The organism is Halostagnicola larsenii XH-48, assembly GCF_000517625.1.
In the GTDB taxonomy this organism is placed as follows: domain Archaea; phylum Halobacteriota; class Halobacteria; order Halobacteriales; family Natrialbaceae; genus Halostagnicola; species Halostagnicola larsenii.
In genome coordinates this window covers 1,655,414-1,672,293 of record NZ_CP007055.1, presented here as the reverse complement: position 1 = coordinate 1,672,293, position 16,880 = coordinate 1,655,414, and the positions used below count along the sequence as shown (strand labels likewise).

Here is a 16,880-nt window from a genome sequence, read left to right as displayed (position 1 = left end):
CGTCGCCTATCGGCGATAGCATCGAGGGGAGTCTTTCTTGAGTGTGGTCCCCGTAATTCAGTGTATGAGTACGATTGCGGAACTAACGGTTCCGGCCGACGAGTTCGCGCTCCGGGAAACGCTCGAGTCGGTCGACGACATTTCCGTCGAAATCGAACGCGTCGTCGCCCACGGTCCGAACCACGTCATACCCTACGTCTGGATCTCCGGCGACGAATCGTCGATGTCGGGTCTCGAGGAACTGCTCGAGGAGGACCCGAGCGTCGACGAGGCCGACCTCCTCACCGACCTCGACGAAGAACAACTGTATCGGCTGAGTTGGATCGACGACGTGACGGTGATCGTTCACATCCTCACCGAAGAGAAGGCGACGATTCTACAGGCCGCAAGCGAGGGCCGGTGGTGGCAGTTTCGCGTGCTCTTTCCCGAACGCGATTCGCTGGCGAGCACCTACGATTTCGCGACGAGTCAGGGGTTCTCGCTTGATATTCAGAAAATACATCATCTCGACCAAGGTCGAGAGGGACGATACGGGCTGACGGATGCGCAGTACGAAACGCTCGTATCGGCGCTCGAGGGCGGGTACTACGAAATCCCGCGAAATATCGACATGGAATCGCTGTCGAACGACCTCGATATCTCCCACCAGGCGCTCTCCGAGCGGCTTCGACGAGCGCATCGGTCGTTGGTCGAGGAGGCGGTCACGATCGGTCACGACGAGGAGGATGCCAGCGCCGTCGAGGGTATCGAACCCGACGCGACGAACTAGCGAGGGCGGAATCGACACAAGACATACCCCGGAACGGACTGTACGATCGTACATGAACGAGGAAATGCTCAAGGACCAGCGCCGACTCGTCGCGCTGTTGAGCGAGGAGGGGTGGGACGTCACCGATATCGAGCTGTCGGCCTACGACAGCCCGTGGGAGGATTCGAACGACCCCGAGGCGACGATCACGATTACGGCCCGAAAACCCTACGAGGACGACGAACCAGGGAACGAGGGTTCCGAAGACGAAAGCGATGATGGTGACGACGACAATCCGTTCAGAATTAAGTAATCGTCTCGCTGGCGTCAGTATCGGTCCGCCGGCATCAGTATCGAGCCACCGTCATTTCTCGAAAAATTTGAGTCAGCAGTCCCGCTGTGAGTCTTATTCGTCGTCGGCCATTCCACCGAAGGCTGCGTCGGCGTCGGCCGGAACGTCGAAATCGTGGTAGTGTTCGCCCTTCTCTTTCGTGAGGATGTTCAACGCGGCTGCGGCGCCGTCGCCTGCGGAGATTACGGCCTGCCACTCCTCGGCTCGGCCCATGGCTCCCGTTGCGTAGGCATCGTCGACGCTCGTCTCCATCGTAATATCGACGTCGACGACGTCGCCGTCGAAGGCAACGCCGAGGGAGGTTGCGAGATCGCGGTTGGCACCCGTCGCGAGAACGACGTAGTCGGACTCGAACGTCTCGTCTTCGGTTTCGACCGTGAACCCGCCGTCGTCACCCTCGGCGACGTCAGTCACTTCCTCACCCTGCCGGAGGTCGACGCCGTAGCTCTCGACCTGACGGCGAGCCGTTGCCATGAAGGCCGTTCCGTCTTCCGAGCCGAGTCCGAGATAGTTGAACAGGTGCGCCTTGTGCATCCACGTTTGGTCGGTGTCGAAGACGGTCGTCTCGAGGCCGTTTTTCTGTGTGAACAGTGCTGCGCTCAAGCCGGCGGGGCCGCCGCCGACGACGATAACGTCAGTCATGAACAGGTGTATCTACGGTCTTCCTCTCGGTTAGCTGTTGGTGTCCCCACCACGGACTGCCGCAGAGTGTCGTCGTACTGAAAGACCCAAGGGACGGCCGAATTCGCTCGGGAACGACGCGGAACCTCGAGACCGAACTGGCCGACTCAGGAACTGTCTCCCGGTCCGCCGAAATCACGATTCCAGCCGCGCCGTGCCGGCTCGCCGTCGCTCGGGGTGAACACGCGGTAGAGGACGTAGCCGACGACGGCTACCGGAAGAAGCGGCAACAACAGAATCGCGATCAGAACGGCGACGATATACCCGAGCGTCGACATTTCGAGGTTCGGTCCGTAACCCGTCGATTCGGACACATCAGTGCTCATACGTAAAGATTGTTGGTCCACGGTAATCCCCTTTTCGAAGACACCGGACAGTCACCGATCGACTACTCCGTTTCGAGCCCGGCACGCCCGGGGTCCGTCCCGTCGAGAACGTCGCTCGAATCGTCTCGAGGCCGATACTCAAGCGCTAGTTGCGTTTCGGTCAGCGAGAGGAACCGATCCGCGTTCCGAGAGATTCCGTGCGCGACGACCGGCGACTCCTCGAGCGGACTGGTCGCTGCCCGCCGACACACTCGTTGACAGTCTTCAGGACCTCAGTTCATCCCACTCGGTCCGCGGATCGGAGTTCGCGGCGAGGCGTATCAACGCGAATGCTGGGGCGACAAGCGCATTGCTCCTCGTGTGTTATTATATGGCATGATATCTGTCGAAGCCTTCGAAGAAATCGACGCGCCACCCGCCGCCGTCTGGGAGATCCTTCTCGAGTTCGACAGCTACCCCGAATGGAATCCGTTCGTTCGCTCGATAGTTGGACACCCGGTTAAAGGCGAACGGCTGGTGGTTACGATCCAACCGCCGGGCGCTCGAGCGATGACGTTCACGCCGGCGGTCATCGCTCTCGAGACGAACAAACGGTTTGCGTGGCGGGGACAGATCGTCGTTCCGTTCGTGTTCGACGGCTACCACGAGTTTCATCTCGAGCCCGTCGATGGCGCGCAACGGACGCGGTTTCTCCAGCGCGAGACGTTCCGCGGCGCACTCGTCCCGGTATTGCTGGACGAGCGCCAGATCGAACGCGGCTTTCGGGAGATGAACCGAGCGCTCAAAGATCGCGCAGAAGGACGACTCTCGATCGCGCACTGACTCGGTAGCAGCCTTCGAGGTACGCGAATCGCCTCGGTGATGAACAGGTCCTGACGTTCAAATAGGGGGGCGGTCCCAAACCGGGTGATGTACCCCCACGAACGACCGGTTATCCGTCCCGAAACTGACCGAGTGCGTGTACGCCCAGAGGCAAATGGGACATAGAGCGCTCGTCGCCTACCGGCGTCCCGACCACCTCTTTGACCTCCGCTACAGTCACTGGGGTGCGGCCAACCTCGAGTTAGCGGACCGAATCGACGCCGATTCCCCGCTCGGTTCCGGAACCGTTGATTCGGACGTCCTCGCCGACTCGGTCGCGCTCGATCGCGTCCTCACCAATTACCTCGATCCCTGTACGCACGAAGCGCTCTACCTCGTCTCGACCGATTTCGACATCAGGTCCTACCGCGTCTGCTGGCTCGAGTGGGGCGACGGCAGAGAACAGGGACGGGGAGCGATCGTCGAGATAGGGCCCGACACGTCGGACCGAGAGCTGTCTATCTGGTTTCGCGCCACGAAAACCGTCCTCGCGGACGTCATCGAGATGGGTGCCCTCTCGAGACGGGCGGCCCAGACGTATCTCGAGGCGCGAGTCGCCGAAGACAAAGACGGCCACGTATACACGTATCGCGGAACCGATGCGACCGGCGAGGAGGAGTACGTTCCGACACCGGACCAGTGGATCGACGAGGAGGAGTGGTGATCGAACGACGAGGGGAGATTTCCACTCGAGTTATAGGTCGAGAGCAAACGCCTTCACGGACCGTTCGATTGGCAGGCGTCTGTTCGGCACAACTTTCGAATTCCTGCACCGGACTTTCGAACGTCTAGCTCAAACTGACGCCGGAGCCTCATGTGTAAGTACTGTCTGCAGTGTGACTGGCGTATCAATGAAACAGGCGGATACACCGAATCCGAAGCCTCGAGGCTCGCCATCGAACACTTCGTCGAGACCGGTCACGCGATCGATTCTCTTCGACTTCCACCACCGGTCGTCCTGAAAAACTGAGTGGCGCGACACAGTCGACGGCGTTTCGAGGTGAGCGAGGCCAGATTCCGATCAGGCCCGCCGCTCTATGATTCGGTCGATGATCAACCGGGTCGAAAGGAGTTCGCCGTCGTGGCCCGGCTCTCGTGGCTCGGCTCGCTCGACCGTACAGTCGATCCCGCGACTCGCGAGTTCGGCTTCGATCGCGTCGTCGTCGTGGTGTTGGTCGTGGCCGAGGGCGATCACGTCGGGTTCGATCTCCTCGATCGGGACGAAGATGTCTTCCTCGTGGCCGAGGATCGCCTCGTCGACGACCTCGAGTGCGGCGACCACGTCGCGTCGCTGGCGGGCGCTGCAGATCGGACGCTCCTTGTGATCGACGTTGCTCGTCCGAGCAACGATAACGACGAGTTCCTCGCCCATCGTCGCCGCTTGCTCTAGGTAGTGAACGTGGCCCGGGTGGAGAATGTCGAACGTACCCTGTGCAACCACCGTTTGCGGGTTCGCCATCGCGCCATCCCCGTCGCTCCGTGTCATGGTTCGACTCCCGTCGTCGTGCCAAGACCGTTCGGTCGTTCGGTGCGTCGGTTCGGGTTCGATGCGTCCGCCGTCGGTTCGTCGGTTCGAATCACTCCCATTGCAGATCCTCGTCGATGTCGGCCTGTGTGAAATCGAAGAACTCCTCGGCGTCGGGCAGTTCGACGTCGATCACGTTCAATTGCGTTGGTTGTCCCTTCGAATCGAACGCCTGCCAGTCCGATCGGCGATACGGGGCGCCGATGATAACGTGAACGCTGCCGCGACCGAACGTCTCGAGGTCGGCATCGCTCGGTCGAACGACGCCGTTCGGGTGGGAGTGGATACTCCCGAGCGCCTTGACGTCGTTCGGAATCATATTCGTCCGAACGGTCGCACTGACGCTGTTGGTTTCTGTCCCCGGAACGACGAGAACGTCGGTGATGACGAGTCCGTCTCGCTCGAGCCCGAGCTCGCTCGCTTCCGTCCCCCGGAGAAACCCCATGTACTCGTTCGGGTGCGTCTCTGACGACGACTCCAGTGCGAACTCGAGCGTTTCCTCGGCGATACCGAGTATCTCGCTCGAGCGAAACAACGCGTCGAGCAGCCCCATACACCACTATCCGAGTTTGCGGTTGCTAAACGTTCCGAATGGTGGCCGATACGGAGATTACTGTTTCGCAGAATCGCTGCAAACGCCCGTACCACCGCTGGTGGTGTTCCGATACGCCGCCCCGAATATACATATTATACATACATTCTATATGTGTAGTTTAAATCCGTGCGCACGAACGAGTGTCCATGGGACTCGAAGAGGACGCACTCGACTATCACAGCGACGACCCGCCCGGAAAGATCGAAATCCGGACGACCAAGCCGACGAATACCCAGCGCGATCTCTCGCTCGCCTACTCGCCGGGCGTTGCGGGACCGTGTCGCGAAATCGCGACGAACGCCGACGACGCCTACCGGTACACCGCAAAGGAGAACCTCGTCGGCGTGGTTTCGAACGGCTCTGCCGTACTCGGACTCGGCGATATCGGCGCGCAAGCGTCGAAACCGGTCATGGAGGGAAAAGGCGTGCTCTTCAAGCGCTTCGCCGATATCGACGTGTTCGACGTCGAACTCGACCTCGAAGATCCGGACGCGTTCGTCGATTCCGTCGCGGCCATGGAACCGACCTTCGGCGGCGTCAACTTAGAGGACATCGCCGCCCCCGACTGCTTTCGGATCGAAGAACGGCTTCGCGAGCGCATGGACGTTCCGGTCTTTCACGACGACCAGCACGGAACCGCGATCATCAGCGGTGCCGCGCTGTTGAACGCCGTCGAACTCGTCGAGAAGGATCTCGAAGATCTCGAGGTTACCTTCGCGGGCGCGGGCGCTGCAGCGGTCGCCACCGCCAGGTTCTTCGTCTCGCTCGGGATCGACAGCGAGAACATCACGATGTGCGATATCGACGGGATTCTCACAACTGAGCGGGCAGAGGCGGGCGATCTGAACCCGTACAACCGGGAGTTCGCGTCCGATCGACCGGGCGAGGAACTGGCCGACGCGATGGTCGGCGCGGACGTTTTCGTCGGCCTCTCTGCGGGCGGGATCGTCTCACCGGAGATGGTTCGCTCGATGGCCGACGATCCGATACTCTTCGCGATGGCCAATCCGGACCCCGAAATCGGCTACGAGGAAGCGAAGTCCGCTCGAGACGATACCGTCATCATGGCGACGGGTCGCTCGGATTACCCGAATCAGGTCAACAACGTACTCGGCTTCCCCTTTATCTTCCGTGGCGCACTCGACGTGCGCGCGACGCAGGTCAACGAAGCGATGAAAGTCGCCGCCGCCGAGGCGCTGGCCGATCTGGCGAGACGCGACGTTCCAGATGCCGTCCGCAAAGCCTACGGCGATCAGCCGCTCCAGTTCGGCCCCGAGTACATCATCCCCAAGCCGCTCGACCCGCGCGTTCTGTTCGAGGTCGCCCCCGCGGTCGCCGAGGCCGCGATGGAAACCGGCGCAGCCCGGACCAACATCGATCTTGAGGCGTACGTCGAGCGACTCGAGGCCCGACTCGGAAAGTCTCGGGAGATGATGCGGATCGTGCTCAACAAAGCCCAGAACGATCCGAAGCGACTCGCGCTCGCGGAGGGCGGCCACGAGAAGATCATTCGAGCCGCTTTCCAGATCGCCGAACGAGGGATCGCCGATCCGGTGTTAATCGGCGACGAAGACGAGATCAGATCGACCGCCGCGAACCTCGGCCTCGAGTTCGATCCCGACGTCGCGGATCCGAGCAGTGGGTCGTACGATCGCTACGTCGAAACGCTGTACGACGGCCGAAAGCGAAAGGGCGTCACCCGAACCGAGGCCGAGGAGATGATTCGAGAGAGTAACTACTTCGCCTCCGCCATGGTCGAAAGCGGCGACGCCGACGCCATGCTGACGGGACTGACCCACCACTACCCGTCGGCGCTTCGTCCGCCGTTGCAGGTCATCGGGACCGCCGAGGACGCCGACTACGCGGCTGGCGTCTATTTGCTGGCGTTCAAAAACCGGGTCGTCTTCCTCGCCGACGCGACGGTCAACCAGAACCCGGACGAAGCGGTGCTGGCCGAGGTCACCAGACACACGGCCTCGCTCGCCGAACGGTTCAACGTCGAGCCTCGCGCCGCCTTGCTGTCGTACTCCGACTTCGGAAGCGTGGACAACGACGGCACGCGAAAGCCGCGCCGAGCCGCCGAACTGTTACGAAACGACCCCGACGTGGAGTTCCCGGTCGACGGCGAGATGCAGGCGGATACCGCGGTCGTCGAAGACATGCTAACCGATACCTACGAGTTTTCAGTCCTCGAGAAGCCGGCCAACGTGCTCGTCTTTCCGAACCTCGAGGCGGGTAACATCTGTTATAAGCTGCTCCAGCGACTGGGCGGCGCGGAGGCGATCGGACCGATGCTCGTCGGTATGGACAAGCCGGTCCACGTCCTCCAGCGCGACGACGAAGTAACGGACATCGTCAACCTCGCGGCCGTCGCAACCGTCGACGCACAGCGGCGGTAACCACAGCGGCGCGCTCGATAGAGTTTACCGAATCCGTGCGATCCGAATCGCCGAATCTTTTCGATCGAGAAATCGTCGATAGAAATAGCGTTACCGGAGATTCCGAGAGTTCCATTCGAACTCGAGTCGGCAGTTCGACCGCGATCTGCTGTTCGTATCGCGTCTTGACAAGGGTTATACGCGCCCATCTCAAATACCGGAGCAAGATGACACGCGAGTCTGCCGGGGGCCCCGGCGACGACGACGGAGATTCCGTCGTATACGATCTTGCTGCTGATTGCACCGCTGACGATCTCGAAGAAGGAAGCCCATATCTCGCCGAAATTAACGGCATCGTCGATTACGGCGTCTTCGTCGACGTTTCCGATTCCGTCTCGGGACTCGTCCACGAGTCCGTCCTCGATGGCACCTACCGCGTCGGCGACGAACTCGTCGTCGAACTCGAGAGCGTTCGCGAGAACGGCGACATCGCCTTCGAACCGTCCGATCTCGAGAACTACACGCTCGAGACGGTCTCTCACGACTACACGCTCACCGGAACCAATCGGCTCGAGGCGAACGTCGGCGACCAGATCCACCTCGAAGGAGAGGTCGTACAGGTCAAACAGACCGGCGGCCCGACGATTTTCCACGTGACCGATGAGTACGGCGTCGTTCCCTGCGCCGCGTTCGAGGAAGCGGGCGTTCGAGCCTATCCATCGGTCGAGGTCGGCGACGTCGTTCGCGTCACCGGCAGCCCAGAGCGCCACGAGGGTAGCGTCCAGATCGAGGTCGACGGCCTCACGACACTCGACGACGAGATCGAAGCCGAAGCACGCGAACGACTCGAGGCCGCACTCGAAGAGCGGGCCCAGCCACACGACGTCGAGCCGCTCATCGACTGGCCCGCGTTCGAGAAACTGCGACCGAACTTGGAGGAAGTCGCCACGCGGCTTCGCCGAACCGTTCTCGAAGGTCGGCCGATCCGCGTCCGCCACCACGCCGACGGCGACGGGATGTGCGCCGCCGTTCCCGTCCAGATCGCTCTCGAGCGCTTTATCGCCGAGGTCCACGAGGACGACAACGCGCCACAGCACCTGGTCAAACGCCTCCCCGCGAAAGCGCCGTTCTACGAGATGGAAGACGCGACGCGAGATCTGAACTTCGCGCTCGAGGATCGGGAGAAACACGGCCAACAGCTTCCGCTCTTGTTGATGCTCGACAACGGCTCGACGGCCGAAGACGTTCCCGCCTACGAGACGCTCGCCCACTACGACATTCCGATCGTTGCGATCGATCACCACCATCCGGATCCAGACGCAGTCGGTGAGTTGCTCGACGCCCACGTCAATCCGTACCTCCACGACGAGGATTATCGGATAACGACGGGGATGCTCTGTGTCGAACTCGCGCGGATGATCTTCCCGGAGCTTACTGAGGAGCTTCGACACATCCCGGCCGTCGCCGGCCTCTCGGATCGCTCGAAAGCCGACGCGATGGACGACTACCTCGCGCTCGCGGACGAGGAGGGCTACGACGAGGATCGACTGCAGGACCTGAGCGAGGCGCTCGACTACGCCGCGTTCTGGCTTCGCTACAACTCGGGCGATCAGCTGATCACCGACCTCTTGCAGATCGACTCCGACGACGAGGAGCGCCACCGCGACCTCGTCGAGTTCTTCGCCGACCGCGCTCGCGACGAAGTCGACGAGCAACTCGAGGCTGCAATGGCCCACCTCGAGCACGAGGACCTCGCGAACGGCGCACACCTCTACCGGATCGACGTCGAGAACTACGCCCATCGCTTTACCTATCCCGCCCCCGGAAAGACGACAGGCGAGATTCACGACCGGAAGATCGAGGAGACGGGCGATCCCGTCATCACGGTCGGCTACGGACCCGACTTCGCCGTCCTCAGAAGCGACGGCGTCCGACTCGATATCCCCGTGATGGTCTCGGAACTCGAGGAGGAGGTGCCGGGCGGCGGCGTCTCCGGCGGCGGCCACCTCGTCGTCGGCTCGATCAAGTTCGTCAAGGGCAAACGCGAGGAAGTGATCGACGCGCTCGTCGAGAAGATGGCGGACGCCGACATCGACGAGGAGCTCTCGACTGCGGCACCGATCGACGACTAACGCCGCAGCGGCGATTGGTCCTTTTTCATTGCGTTCCGACTGGGAGCCGATAGTTCGCGTTGAATTCGAAGGCTCGGTCAGACTTGGCAACCGACGTGCAGACGGAGCCCCGCCCCAGAAACACCAGTATGTCTCGAGTATCACCGACTACCGATAGACGATGATTGGCAAGACACTCTTCTCACTGAATTCAGTAGAAAATAATCATAAACGATACTACTTAGCCACCCTGTGTACTCACTTTTGACCGAATGCGCCAACTTACTGAGACACCGCTCGTACGGGATGGCAAGTCGATAATTCTCGCACACGATCACGGACTCGAGCACGGGCCCACTGCGTTCGAGGACGTTCCCGAGCGACTCGACCCGAGGACGGTCTTCGAGCTGGCAACGCACGACGCCGTGACCGGATTTGCAGTCCAGAAAGGACTGGCGGAGACTTATTATCCGTCCTACGACGACGACGTAAATTTGCTGGCGAAGCTCAACGGTACCAGCAGCCTCTGGATGGGTGAACCGTACTCGCCACGGACGTGTTCGGTCGATTACGCGCTCGAGCTCGGTGCCGATGCGGTCGGATACACGGTGTATCCGGGAACCAACCGCGAAACGGAGATGTTCGAGGAGTTCCGGGACGTCCAAGAGCGGGCTCGCGAGCACGACGTTCCGGTTGCCATGTGGTCGTATCCGCGCGGACAGGCGCTCAAAGAACACCGCAAACCGTCGGTTATCTCGTACGCGACTCGAATCGCCCTCGAGCTGGGCGCGGACATCGCGAAGGTGAAGTATCCGCGAAGCGGGCAGGCGATGGCTGACGCGGTCGCTGCGGCGGGTGACGTCAACGTCGTTCTCAGCGGCGGCTCCAAAACCGACGATCGTGAGTTCCTCTCGCTGGTCGAGACGGCGATGAACGCAGGTGCAAGCGGGCTGGCGGTCGGTCGCAACGTCTGGCAACGCGAAAATCCCGAGCAAATCCTCGACGCGCTCGAGGCGGTTGTCTTCGAGGAGGCAACGGCCGACGAGGCGCTTGCCGAATGACAGTCACTCGAGCGATCTATCGTGCAAACGGTACTCACAACTCTCGTATCGCCCGCCAAACGAACTCGAGCAGAAACGAACACAATCAGATAGAAATATGAACGCATCCGCAGTAGTTGGGAGCAGACAGACAGCTATGCTCCCCGCAGTGAGAAAACGCGAGATCGTCGAGTTGGTGTCCGAAGAGGGTGAATGTTCAGTCGCCGATCTCGCCACGGAGATGGACTGTTCGAAGGCGACGATTCGCCGCGACTTAAGCGACTTAGAAGACCGGAAGCTGATCGAGCGCTCACACGGTGGCGCAGTGCCGGTAACGACCGTCGGGAACGAACAGACCTACGGGCAAAAGGAAGTCCAGAACCTCGACGGGAAGATGCGGATCGGCGAACGAGCCGCCGAGGAAATCACCGAGAATCAGGTCGTGTTCTTCGACGCCGGCTCGACGACGATGCAAGTCGCCAAGAACGCCCCCGAGAACAGGTCGTTCCTCGCGGTCACCAACTCGCCCGTTCTCGCCCTCGAGCTCGGCGAGCAGGCCAACGACGTGAAACTCACCGGCGGATCGCTTCGCCACGAGACGCGAGCGCTCACCGGGCCGAGCGCGGAGCGGTTCATGGAACGGACGAACTTCGACGTGTTGTTCCTGGGAACGAACGCGATCAAACCGCCCCAGGGATTGATGACGCCAAACGAGGACGAAGCCCGGCTCAAATCGCTCATGATCGAGAACGCGGGACGGGTCGTCCTCGTCTCGGACGGGTCGAAACTCGGCAAACAGAGTTTCGTGAAATTTGCCGAGGTCGAGGATCTCGACGTGTTTATCACCGACACGAAGCTGACCGACGAACAGCACGAACCGTTCGACGCCGCCGACGTAGAGGTAATTGAGGAGGTCGAGCAGTGATTCTGACGGTGACGCTCAACCCGGCAGTCGATCACACGCTGACCGTCGATGACTTCCCCGAGACTGACCGGGTCGCTCGGGCGAACGCCGCTCGCGTCGATCCCGGCGGAAAAGGGATCAACGTCTCGAAATATCTCGCCGAACTCGAGACCGAGACCGTCGCGACGGGCGTCGTCGGCGATTTCCTCGGCCGGTTCGTCCGCGATCGGTTGTCCGCGGGCGAGATCGAGGGAGATTTCGTCGAGATCGACGGTCGAACCAGACTCAATACGACGATCCTGACCGACGATGCGGAGTTCAAGATCAACCACGACGGACCGCGGGTTTCGGCGGACGCCATCGACGACCTTCTCGAGACGATCGAGCGAAACGCACCCGACACCGTGGTCGTTGGCGGCAGTCTGCCGCCGGGCCTCGGCCCCGACGCGATCGATCGGATCGCCCGCACCGGCGACTGGGAGACCGTCGTCGACGTCGGCGGATCCATACTCGCAGCACTCGACGCGTCGTACGCGCTGTGTAAACCCAATCGCGAGGAACTCGCGGCGGCGACTGGTTGCTCCGTGCGCTCGCTCGAGGACTGTTACGACGCGGTCGAGACGCTTCGTCGAATGGGGTACGACCGGGTTATCGCGTCTCTGGGTGCAGACGGCGCGATCATGTCGACGCCGGAAGAGTGCATCCACGCGGCAGCGCTCGAGACCGAGGTCGTCGACACGGTCGGTGCCGGCGATTCGCTGCTGGCGGGCGTTCTGGCTGCACTCGACGACGGAGCGACGGACCGGGAGGCGTTACGAACCGGCGTTGCAGTCGCTTCGCGTGTCGTTTCGGTTCCTGGAACCGATATTCCGCCGCTCGACGAACTCGTCGGGACGACCGATCGCGTCGCCATTTCGGTGTCGGCCGACTGCTCCAGATAGCTCACGATCAGTTATGATCGAATTGACCTCACCGATGCACGTGTGCCCGACTCTGATCGATCGATGCTCGAGTTCGGAATCCGACTACATGCCAAAACTAACACATTTGGAGAGAGTTTTCGGTAGAAGGTCCGGTAAACTTCGTGAACGCGCCAATATTTTATCCATATTTTATAGCCAGAAACAATCGTATTCGAAGACTATATTGATTAATACAGAGGATAAATAGACCATGCCACCAGCAGACAAAGCAGAAACCGCACTCCGTTCGCACGTCACTACGGTCAAAGAGGACGTGATGACCGGCGTGTCGTTCATGATTCCGTTCGTCACGATCGGGGGGATATTTACGGCACTGGCGTTCTTGGTCGCTGAACTTCCAGAGTCCGTCTTCGGAATAACGATGCCCGGTGCGGGGGCGACGACGGAGACGGTCTTCCAATCGACCGGAACGCTTCCGTGGTATCTGGGTGAAATCGGCGGGCTCGGTTTGACGATGATGGTCCCCATTCTGGGGGCGTACATCGCCTACGCAATCGCCGATCGGCCCGGGCTGGCACCGGGTTTCATCCTGTCGTGGGCGATCCAACAAACCGCGATCATCGAGGCCGCTGGCTCGCTCGTCGGCTTTAGCGCAGACGGTGCCTCCGCCGGGTTCCTCGGCGCACTGGTCGCGGGGCTTCTGGCCGGGTACGTCGCTCGGTGGATGAAGGACTGGTCGGTGCCGTCCCTCGTCGAACCCATGATGCCGGTGTTGATAATCCCGGTGTTCACGACCGCGCTTCTGTCACCGCTCGTGATCGTCGGATTGGGGGTGCCGATCGCAATCATCGACGACACATTGACGACGGTACTCGGCTCCATGACGGGAGCGAACGCGCTCCTTCTCGGGGCGATTCTGGGGGCGATGATGGCGGCTGATATGGGCGGCCCCATCAACAAAGTCGCGTACGTGTTCGCCGCCGCGCTCGTTAGCGAGCAGATTTTCGGGCCGATGGCCGCCGTGATGATCGCCGGCATGACGCCGCCGCTCGGCCTGGCGCTCTCGAACTTCATCGCACCCCAGAAGTACTCCGCCGAGATGTACGAGAACGCCAAAGCGGCGGTGCCGCTCGGTCTCGCGTTCATCACCGAGGGTGCGATCCCCTACGCCGCGGCCGATCCGCTCCGCGTCATTCCGAGCTGTATGATCGGGAGCGCGACCGCCGGTGCAACCGCGCTCTGGCTCGGCGTGACCATGCCCGCGCCCCACGGCGGTATCTTCGTGTTCCTCCTCTCGAGCAACGCGCTCGTCTTCCTCGGGTGTATCGCACTCGGCACGATAGTGACCGCGACCGTCGCGACGGCTATCAAACCGGACTTCGAGAAAACGGTCGCCGACGTCGATACCGAAACGGGGTCAGCCAGTCGAGTGACCCACACGAACGACTGATCGTCCGACGTTTAACTATCACTCACCAGTATACAACAGACTCACCATGACTGAAACACTCACCGAAGATCGAATCGAAACCCTCGCACCCACCGACCACATCACGCTCGAGTCGCCGCCCGCAGACAAACAAGCCTGCATAGAACACCTCCTGGACCTGCTCGTCGAGGCAGGCCGTGTCGACGACCGAGAGACGGCCCTCGAGGCGCTGCTCGCTCGCGAGGCGGAGACGACAACCGGCGTCGGCATGGGTATCGGGATCCCTCACGCACAAACGGAGGCCGTCAGCGAGCCATCCGTGGCGTTCACCCGTTCGGAGGCAGGCGTCGATTTCGGCTCGATGGACGGCGAGCCCGCACGGCTCATTTTCATGATCCTCGTCCCCGAGTCCGGCGCGGACGATCACCTCTCGATCTTGAGCACCCTCTCGAGAGCGCTCATGCACGACGAGACGAGAGACGCCCTCTACGACGCGGAGACACCCGAAGACGTACAGGCCGTCCTCACGGAGGCAGTCGCATGAGTACCGAACGAACCGTAACGATCGTTCCCGAGGCCGGATTGCACGCTCGGCCGGCAGCGAAGTTCGTCGAGGCGGTCAACGATCACGAGTCGGACGTACAGGTCGGCCGGCCCGATACTGACGACCTCATTGCAGCCGGCAGCATGATCGCGGTCACCAGCCTCGGTGCCGAAGCCGGCGAGGAGGTTCGACTCGTCGCGGACGGCCCCGACGAAGAAGCGACGCTCGATGCGCTCGAGCGTGTTCTGACCACACCCGAGGACGAGATCGCAGATGTCGACAGTTAAACCGATGGCAGAACGCACTCTCACCGGAACGGGGGCGACGCCGCGCTCCGACGTGGGAACGGTCGTCTGGTATAGCACGTCGACCGATCTTCCGGATCCGAATTCAGTTTCTGTCGATCAAGAGGACGAGCGCGAACGGTTCGAAGACGCACGCGAAACCGCTCGAGACGAATTAGAAGCCGAACGGGAACGGACCGCCGAACGCGTCGGCGAGCAGGAAGCCGAGGTCTTCGATGCGCACGTGCAGTTCCTCGAGGACCCGCAGATTGAGGACGGTGTCGAGCGTGCGATCGATGACGAACTTCCGGCAGAGAACGCCGTCCAGCGGGCATTCGCCGACCCGATCGAACAGTTCGAGGGCATGGACGGGCGGATGGCCGAGCGGGCCGACGACCTGCGCGACGTTCGCGATCGGCTCGTTCGACTCCTCACCGACGACGACCGAGTCGATCTCGAGAGTCTCCCCGAGGGATCGGTCGTGCTCGCCGATCGACTCACGCCGAGCGACACGGCACAGCTCGACCCCGACCGCGTCGCCGGGTTCGCCACCGTAACCGGCGGGCGAACCTCGCACGCGGCGATCTTCGCTCGCTCGCTCGCGCTACCCGCCGTCGTCGGCGTCGGTGACGAACTCCACGATGTCGAAACTGACGCGACGGTCGTCGTCGACGGCGACGCTGGCGAACTCGTCGTCGACCCGAGCGACGAGCGCCGGGAATCGGCACAGACCGCCCACCAGGTGGAAATCCACGAGGAGGCGGTAACGACCGCCGACGGAACTGGCATCGAAATCGCCGCGAACGTCGGCCAGCCCGCCGAACTCGAGGACGCGAAAGCGCAGGGGGCCGACGGTATCGGCCTCTACCGCACGGAGTTCCTGTTCCTCGACCGCGAGCAGGCACCGGACGAAACCGAACAGTACGAAGCGTACAGGGAGGCCCTCGAGACGTTCCCGGATGGCCGCGTCGTCGTCCGGACGCTCGATATCGGCGGGGACAAGCCGATTCCCTACCTCGATCTGCCCGAAGAGGAGAACCCGTTTCTCGGCGAGCGGGGGATCCGACGATCGCTCGGTCCCGACGCCGACCTATTCGAGACACAGCTTCGCGCGCTGTTTCGGGCGGCCGCGGACGGGGATGGCTGCCTGTCGATCATGTTCCCGGTCGTCGCGACACCCAAGGAACTCGTTGCCGCACTCGAGACGGTCGAGAGGATCGCGAACACGCTCGAAGAGGAAGGTATCGACTACGCGATCCCCGAACTCGGCGTGATGATCGAAACCCCCGGCGCCGTCTTCGCCGCGCCGGAACTCGCCGAGCAGGTCGAGTTCCTCAGTATCGGGACGAACGATCTCACCCAGTACGTTATGGCCGCGGCGCGCGAGAACGAACGCGTTGCGGACCTCCGGGATCCACGTCGACCGGCCGTGTTACGGGCCATCTCTCGGACCATCAAAGCGGCCCACGAAAACGACGCGTGGGTTGGTATGTGTGGGGAGATGGCCGGGAATCCGGAGCTAACCGAACTCCTCGTCGGCCTGGGGCTCGATGAACTCAGCATGAGCGCGGTCACCGTCCCGGACGTCAAAGCGACCGTCCAGTCGATCGATACTGAGACGGCGGCCGAGAATGTCACACGAGCGCTCGAGGCATCGACCAGAGATCACGTTATCGACCGAATTCAACGCAACAACTCCAACCAATGAAACTCGTCGCAGTCACGTCCTGTCCGACCGGTATCGCACACAGCCAGATGGCAGCAGAGAACATAGAGACCACCGCCCAGGAGCAGGGCCACGACATCAAAGTCGAGGTTCAGGGCGCGATGGGTGCCGAAAACGAGCTCACGGCGGACGATATCGACGACGCCGATGCCGTTATCATCGCCGCGGATACGGCCGTCAATCAGGATCGATTCGACGGCAAACCGCTCGTCGAGGGAACCGTCAAGGACGGAGTGAACGACGCCGAAGGGCTGATCGCGCAAGCGATTCAACGAGCCGACGGTAGCGAAACCAGTAGCACCGAGGATGCCGAAAGTGACGCATCCGTGGAGACGGGCGAGGAGACTTCGACGACAGCAACGAGCGATCCCGAACTCGAACAGCTCGGGGGTGACCCATCGAAAGGCCTCTTCGCGCGTCTCCGGAGGCTATTTTCGTGAGGAAGATGCCCCA

Annotated in this window: 19 protein-coding genes; 14 read left to right on the top strand and 5 right to left on the bottom strand. The window is 61.8% G+C overall.

All coding sequences use genetic code 11. The annotated features are described in order from the left end of the window. The first annotated feature begins 64 nt into the window (after nt 1-64). Together HALLA_RS08495 and HALLA_RS08490 are read left to right on the top strand one after the other, a co-directional pair. On the top strand, nt 65-769 hold the full coding sequence (locus HALLA_RS08495) for a helix-turn-helix domain-containing protein (protein ID WP_049952944.1): 705 nt from the start codon (nt 65-67) through the stop codon (nt 767-769). Nucleotides 770-821: 52 nt separating this feature from the next. Further along, a complete protein-coding gene (locus tag HALLA_RS08490; protein ID WP_049952943.1) occupies nt 822-1,061 on the top strand; it encodes a hypothetical protein in 240 nt (79 codons plus the stop codon). A 93-nt stretch (nt 1,062-1,154) separates the two neighbouring features. Here the strand turns inward: HALLA_RS08490 and HALLA_RS08485 are convergent, their stop codons facing one another. The 3 genes from HALLA_RS08485 to HALLA_RS08475 all read right to left on the bottom strand — a co-directional run bounded on the left by HALLA_RS08485 (nt 1,155) and on the right by HALLA_RS08475 (nt 2,358). Further along, complete coding sequence (locus HALLA_RS08485) at nt 1,155-1,742, bottom strand: NAD(P)/FAD-dependent oxidoreductase (RefSeq protein WP_049952942.1); 588 nt, start codon at nt 1,740-1,742, stop codon at nt 1,155-1,157. Nucleotides 1,743-1,888: 146 nt separating this feature from the next. Then, complete coding sequence (locus HALLA_RS08480; protein ID WP_049952941.1) at nt 1,889-2,107, bottom strand: DUF7535 family protein; 219 nt, start codon at nt 2,105-2,107, stop codon at nt 1,889-1,891. Between the two features lie 62 nt (nt 2,108-2,169). Further along, complete coding sequence (locus tag HALLA_RS08475) at nt 2,170-2,358, bottom strand: hypothetical protein (RefSeq protein ID WP_049952940.1); 189 nt, start codon at nt 2,356-2,358, stop codon at nt 2,170-2,172. Between the two features lie 124 nt (nt 2,359-2,482). On the opposite strand from HALLA_RS08475, the gene HALLA_RS08470 reads away from it, so the two are divergent. Both HALLA_RS08470 and HALLA_RS08465 read left to right on the top strand, forming a co-directional pair. Beyond that, on the top strand, nt 2,483-2,929 hold the full coding sequence (locus HALLA_RS08470) for an SRPBCC domain-containing protein (RefSeq protein ID WP_049952939.1): 447 nt from the start codon (nt 2,483-2,485) through the stop codon (nt 2,927-2,929). A gap of 154 nt (nt 2,930-3,083) precedes the next feature. Beyond that, entirely contained in the window at nt 3,084-3,632 is a 549-nt protein-coding gene (locus HALLA_RS08465) for a DUF6735 family protein (protein ID WP_049952938.1), read from the top strand. Nucleotides 3,633-3,989: 357 nt separating this feature from the next. Here the strand turns inward: HALLA_RS08465 and HALLA_RS08460 are convergent, their stop codons facing one another. Together HALLA_RS08460 and HALLA_RS08455 are read right to left on the bottom strand one after the other, a co-directional pair. Next, on the bottom strand, nt 3,990-4,427 hold the full coding sequence (locus HALLA_RS08460) for an adenylyltransferase/cytidyltransferase family protein (RefSeq protein WP_049954053.1): 438 nt from the start codon (nt 4,425-4,427) through the stop codon (nt 3,990-3,992). Between the two features lie 118 nt (nt 4,428-4,545). Then, nucleotides 4,546-5,046, bottom strand: a complete 501-nt coding sequence (locus HALLA_RS08455) for a Mov34/MPN/PAD-1 family protein (protein ID WP_049952937.1) — start codon at nt 5,044-5,046, stop codon at nt 4,546-4,548. Between the two features lie 188 nt (nt 5,047-5,234). Between HALLA_RS08455 and HALLA_RS08450 the strand changes: the two genes are divergently transcribed. From HALLA_RS08450 to HALLA_RS08405, 10 genes are all read left to right on the top strand, one after another. After that, entirely contained in the window at nt 5,235-7,487 is a 2,253-nt protein-coding gene (locus tag HALLA_RS08450) for an NADP-dependent malic enzyme (protein WP_049952936.1), read from the top strand. A 206-nt stretch (nt 7,488-7,693) separates the two neighbouring features. Beyond that, nucleotides 7,694-9,598, top strand: coding sequence for a DHH family phosphoesterase (locus HALLA_RS08445; protein ID WP_049954052.1), 1,905 nt, complete (start codon nt 7,694-7,696; stop codon nt 9,596-9,598). A gap of 251 nt (nt 9,599-9,849) precedes the next feature. Then, nucleotides 9,850-10,638, top strand: a complete 789-nt coding sequence (locus tag HALLA_RS08440) for a class I fructose-bisphosphate aldolase (protein ID WP_049952935.1) — start codon at nt 9,850-9,852, stop codon at nt 10,636-10,638. Between the two features lie 136 nt (nt 10,639-10,774). Beyond that, nucleotides 10,775-11,542 (top strand): HTH-type transcriptional regulator GlpR, encoded by a 768-nt coding sequence (gene glpR / locus HALLA_RS08435; RefSeq protein WP_049952934.1) that lies wholly within the window; start codon nt 10,775-10,777, stop codon nt 11,540-11,542. Further along, nucleotides 11,539-12,462, top strand: a complete 924-nt coding sequence (gene pfkB / locus HALLA_RS08430; protein WP_049952933.1) for a 1-phosphofructokinase — start codon at nt 11,539-11,541, stop codon at nt 12,460-12,462. The genes glpR and pfkB overlap by 4 nt, the downstream gene beginning before the upstream one ends. 232 nt (nt 12,463-12,694) lie before the next feature. Continuing rightward, entirely contained in the window at nt 12,695-13,894 is a 1,200-nt protein-coding gene (locus HALLA_RS08425) for a PTS fructose transporter subunit IIC (protein WP_049952932.1), read from the top strand. 46 nt (nt 13,895-13,940) lie between these two features. Beyond that, the gene (locus HALLA_RS08420) at nt 13,941-14,417 is read left to right on the top strand and encodes a PTS sugar transporter subunit IIA (protein WP_049952931.1); all 477 of its coding nucleotides are present in this window, start codon (nt 13,941-13,943) and stop codon (nt 14,415-14,417) included. Further along, nucleotides 14,414-14,704 carry an HPr family phosphocarrier protein gene (locus HALLA_RS08415; protein WP_049952930.1) on the top strand — a complete coding sequence of 97 codons (291 nt, stop codon included), beginning with the start codon at nt 14,414-14,416 and terminating at the stop codon, nt 14,702-14,704. Before HALLA_RS08420 ends, HALLA_RS08415 begins: the two co-directional genes overlap by 4 nt. 4 nt (nt 14,705-14,708) lie before the next feature. Then, entirely contained in the window at nt 14,709-16,409 is a 1,701-nt protein-coding gene (ptsP, locus tag HALLA_RS08410) for a phosphoenolpyruvate--protein phosphotransferase (protein WP_049952929.1), read from the top strand. After that, nucleotides 16,406-16,867 carry a PTS fructose transporter subunit IIB gene (locus HALLA_RS08405; protein ID WP_049952928.1) on the top strand — a complete coding sequence of 154 codons (462 nt, stop codon included), beginning with the start codon at nt 16,406-16,408 and terminating at the stop codon, nt 16,865-16,867. Before ptsP ends, HALLA_RS08405 begins: the two co-directional genes overlap by 4 nt. The last annotated feature ends 13 nt before the right edge of the window (nt 16,868-16,880 follow it).

Bases quoted from the DNA above. Each gene is read 5' to 3' on its own strand.
- HALLA_RS08495 (WP_049952944.1), top strand. From the start codon at position 65: ATGAGTACGATTGCGGAACTAACGGTTCCGGCCGACGAGTTCGCGCTC.
- HALLA_RS08490 (WP_049952943.1), top strand. From the start codon at position 822: ATGAACGAGGAAATGCTCAAGGACCAGCGCCGACTCGTCGCGCTGTTG.
- HALLA_RS08485 (WP_049952942.1), bottom strand. From the start codon at position 1,742: ATGACTGACGTTATCGTCGTCGGCGGCGGCCCCGCCGGCTTGAGCGCA.
- HALLA_RS08480 (WP_049952941.1), bottom strand. From the start codon at position 2,107: ATGAGCACTGATGTGTCCGAATCGACGGGTTACGGACCGAACCTCGAA.
- HALLA_RS08470 (WP_049952939.1), top strand. From the start codon at position 2,483: ATGATATCTGTCGAAGCCTTCGAAGAAATCGACGCGCCACCCGCCGCC.
- HALLA_RS08465 (WP_049952938.1), top strand. From the start codon at position 3,084: ATGGGACATAGAGCGCTCGTCGCCTACCGGCGTCCCGACCACCTCTTT.
- HALLA_RS08460 (WP_049954053.1), bottom strand. From the start codon at position 4,427: ATGGCGAACCCGCAAACGGTGGTTGCACAGGGTACGTTCGACATTCTC.
- HALLA_RS08455 (WP_049952937.1), bottom strand. From the start codon at position 5,046: ATGGGGCTGCTCGACGCGTTGTTTCGCTCGAGCGAGATACTCGGTATC.
- HALLA_RS08450 (WP_049952936.1), top strand. From the start codon at position 5,235: ATGGGACTCGAAGAGGACGCACTCGACTATCACAGCGACGACCCGCCC.
- HALLA_RS08445 (WP_049954052.1), top strand. From the start codon at position 7,694: ATGACACGCGAGTCTGCCGGGGGCCCCGGCGACGACGACGGAGATTCC.
- HALLA_RS08440 (WP_049952935.1), top strand. From the start codon at position 9,850: ATGCGCCAACTTACTGAGACACCGCTCGTACGGGATGGCAAGTCGATA.
- glpR (WP_049952934.1), top strand. From the start codon at position 10,775: ATGCTCCCCGCAGTGAGAAAACGCGAGATCGTCGAGTTGGTGTCCGAA.
- HALLA_RS08425 (WP_049952932.1), top strand. From the start codon at position 12,695: ATGCCACCAGCAGACAAAGCAGAAACCGCACTCCGTTCGCACGTCACT.
- HALLA_RS08420 (WP_049952931.1), top strand. From the start codon at position 13,941: ATGACTGAAACACTCACCGAAGATCGAATCGAAACCCTCGCACCCACC.
- HALLA_RS08415 (WP_049952930.1), top strand. From the start codon at position 14,414: ATGAGTACCGAACGAACCGTAACGATCGTTCCCGAGGCCGGATTGCAC.
- ptsP (WP_049952929.1), top strand. From the start codon at position 14,709: ATGGCAGAACGCACTCTCACCGGAACGGGGGCGACGCCGCGCTCCGAC.
- HALLA_RS08405 (WP_049952928.1), top strand. From the start codon at position 16,406: ATGAAACTCGTCGCAGTCACGTCCTGTCCGACCGGTATCGCACACAGC.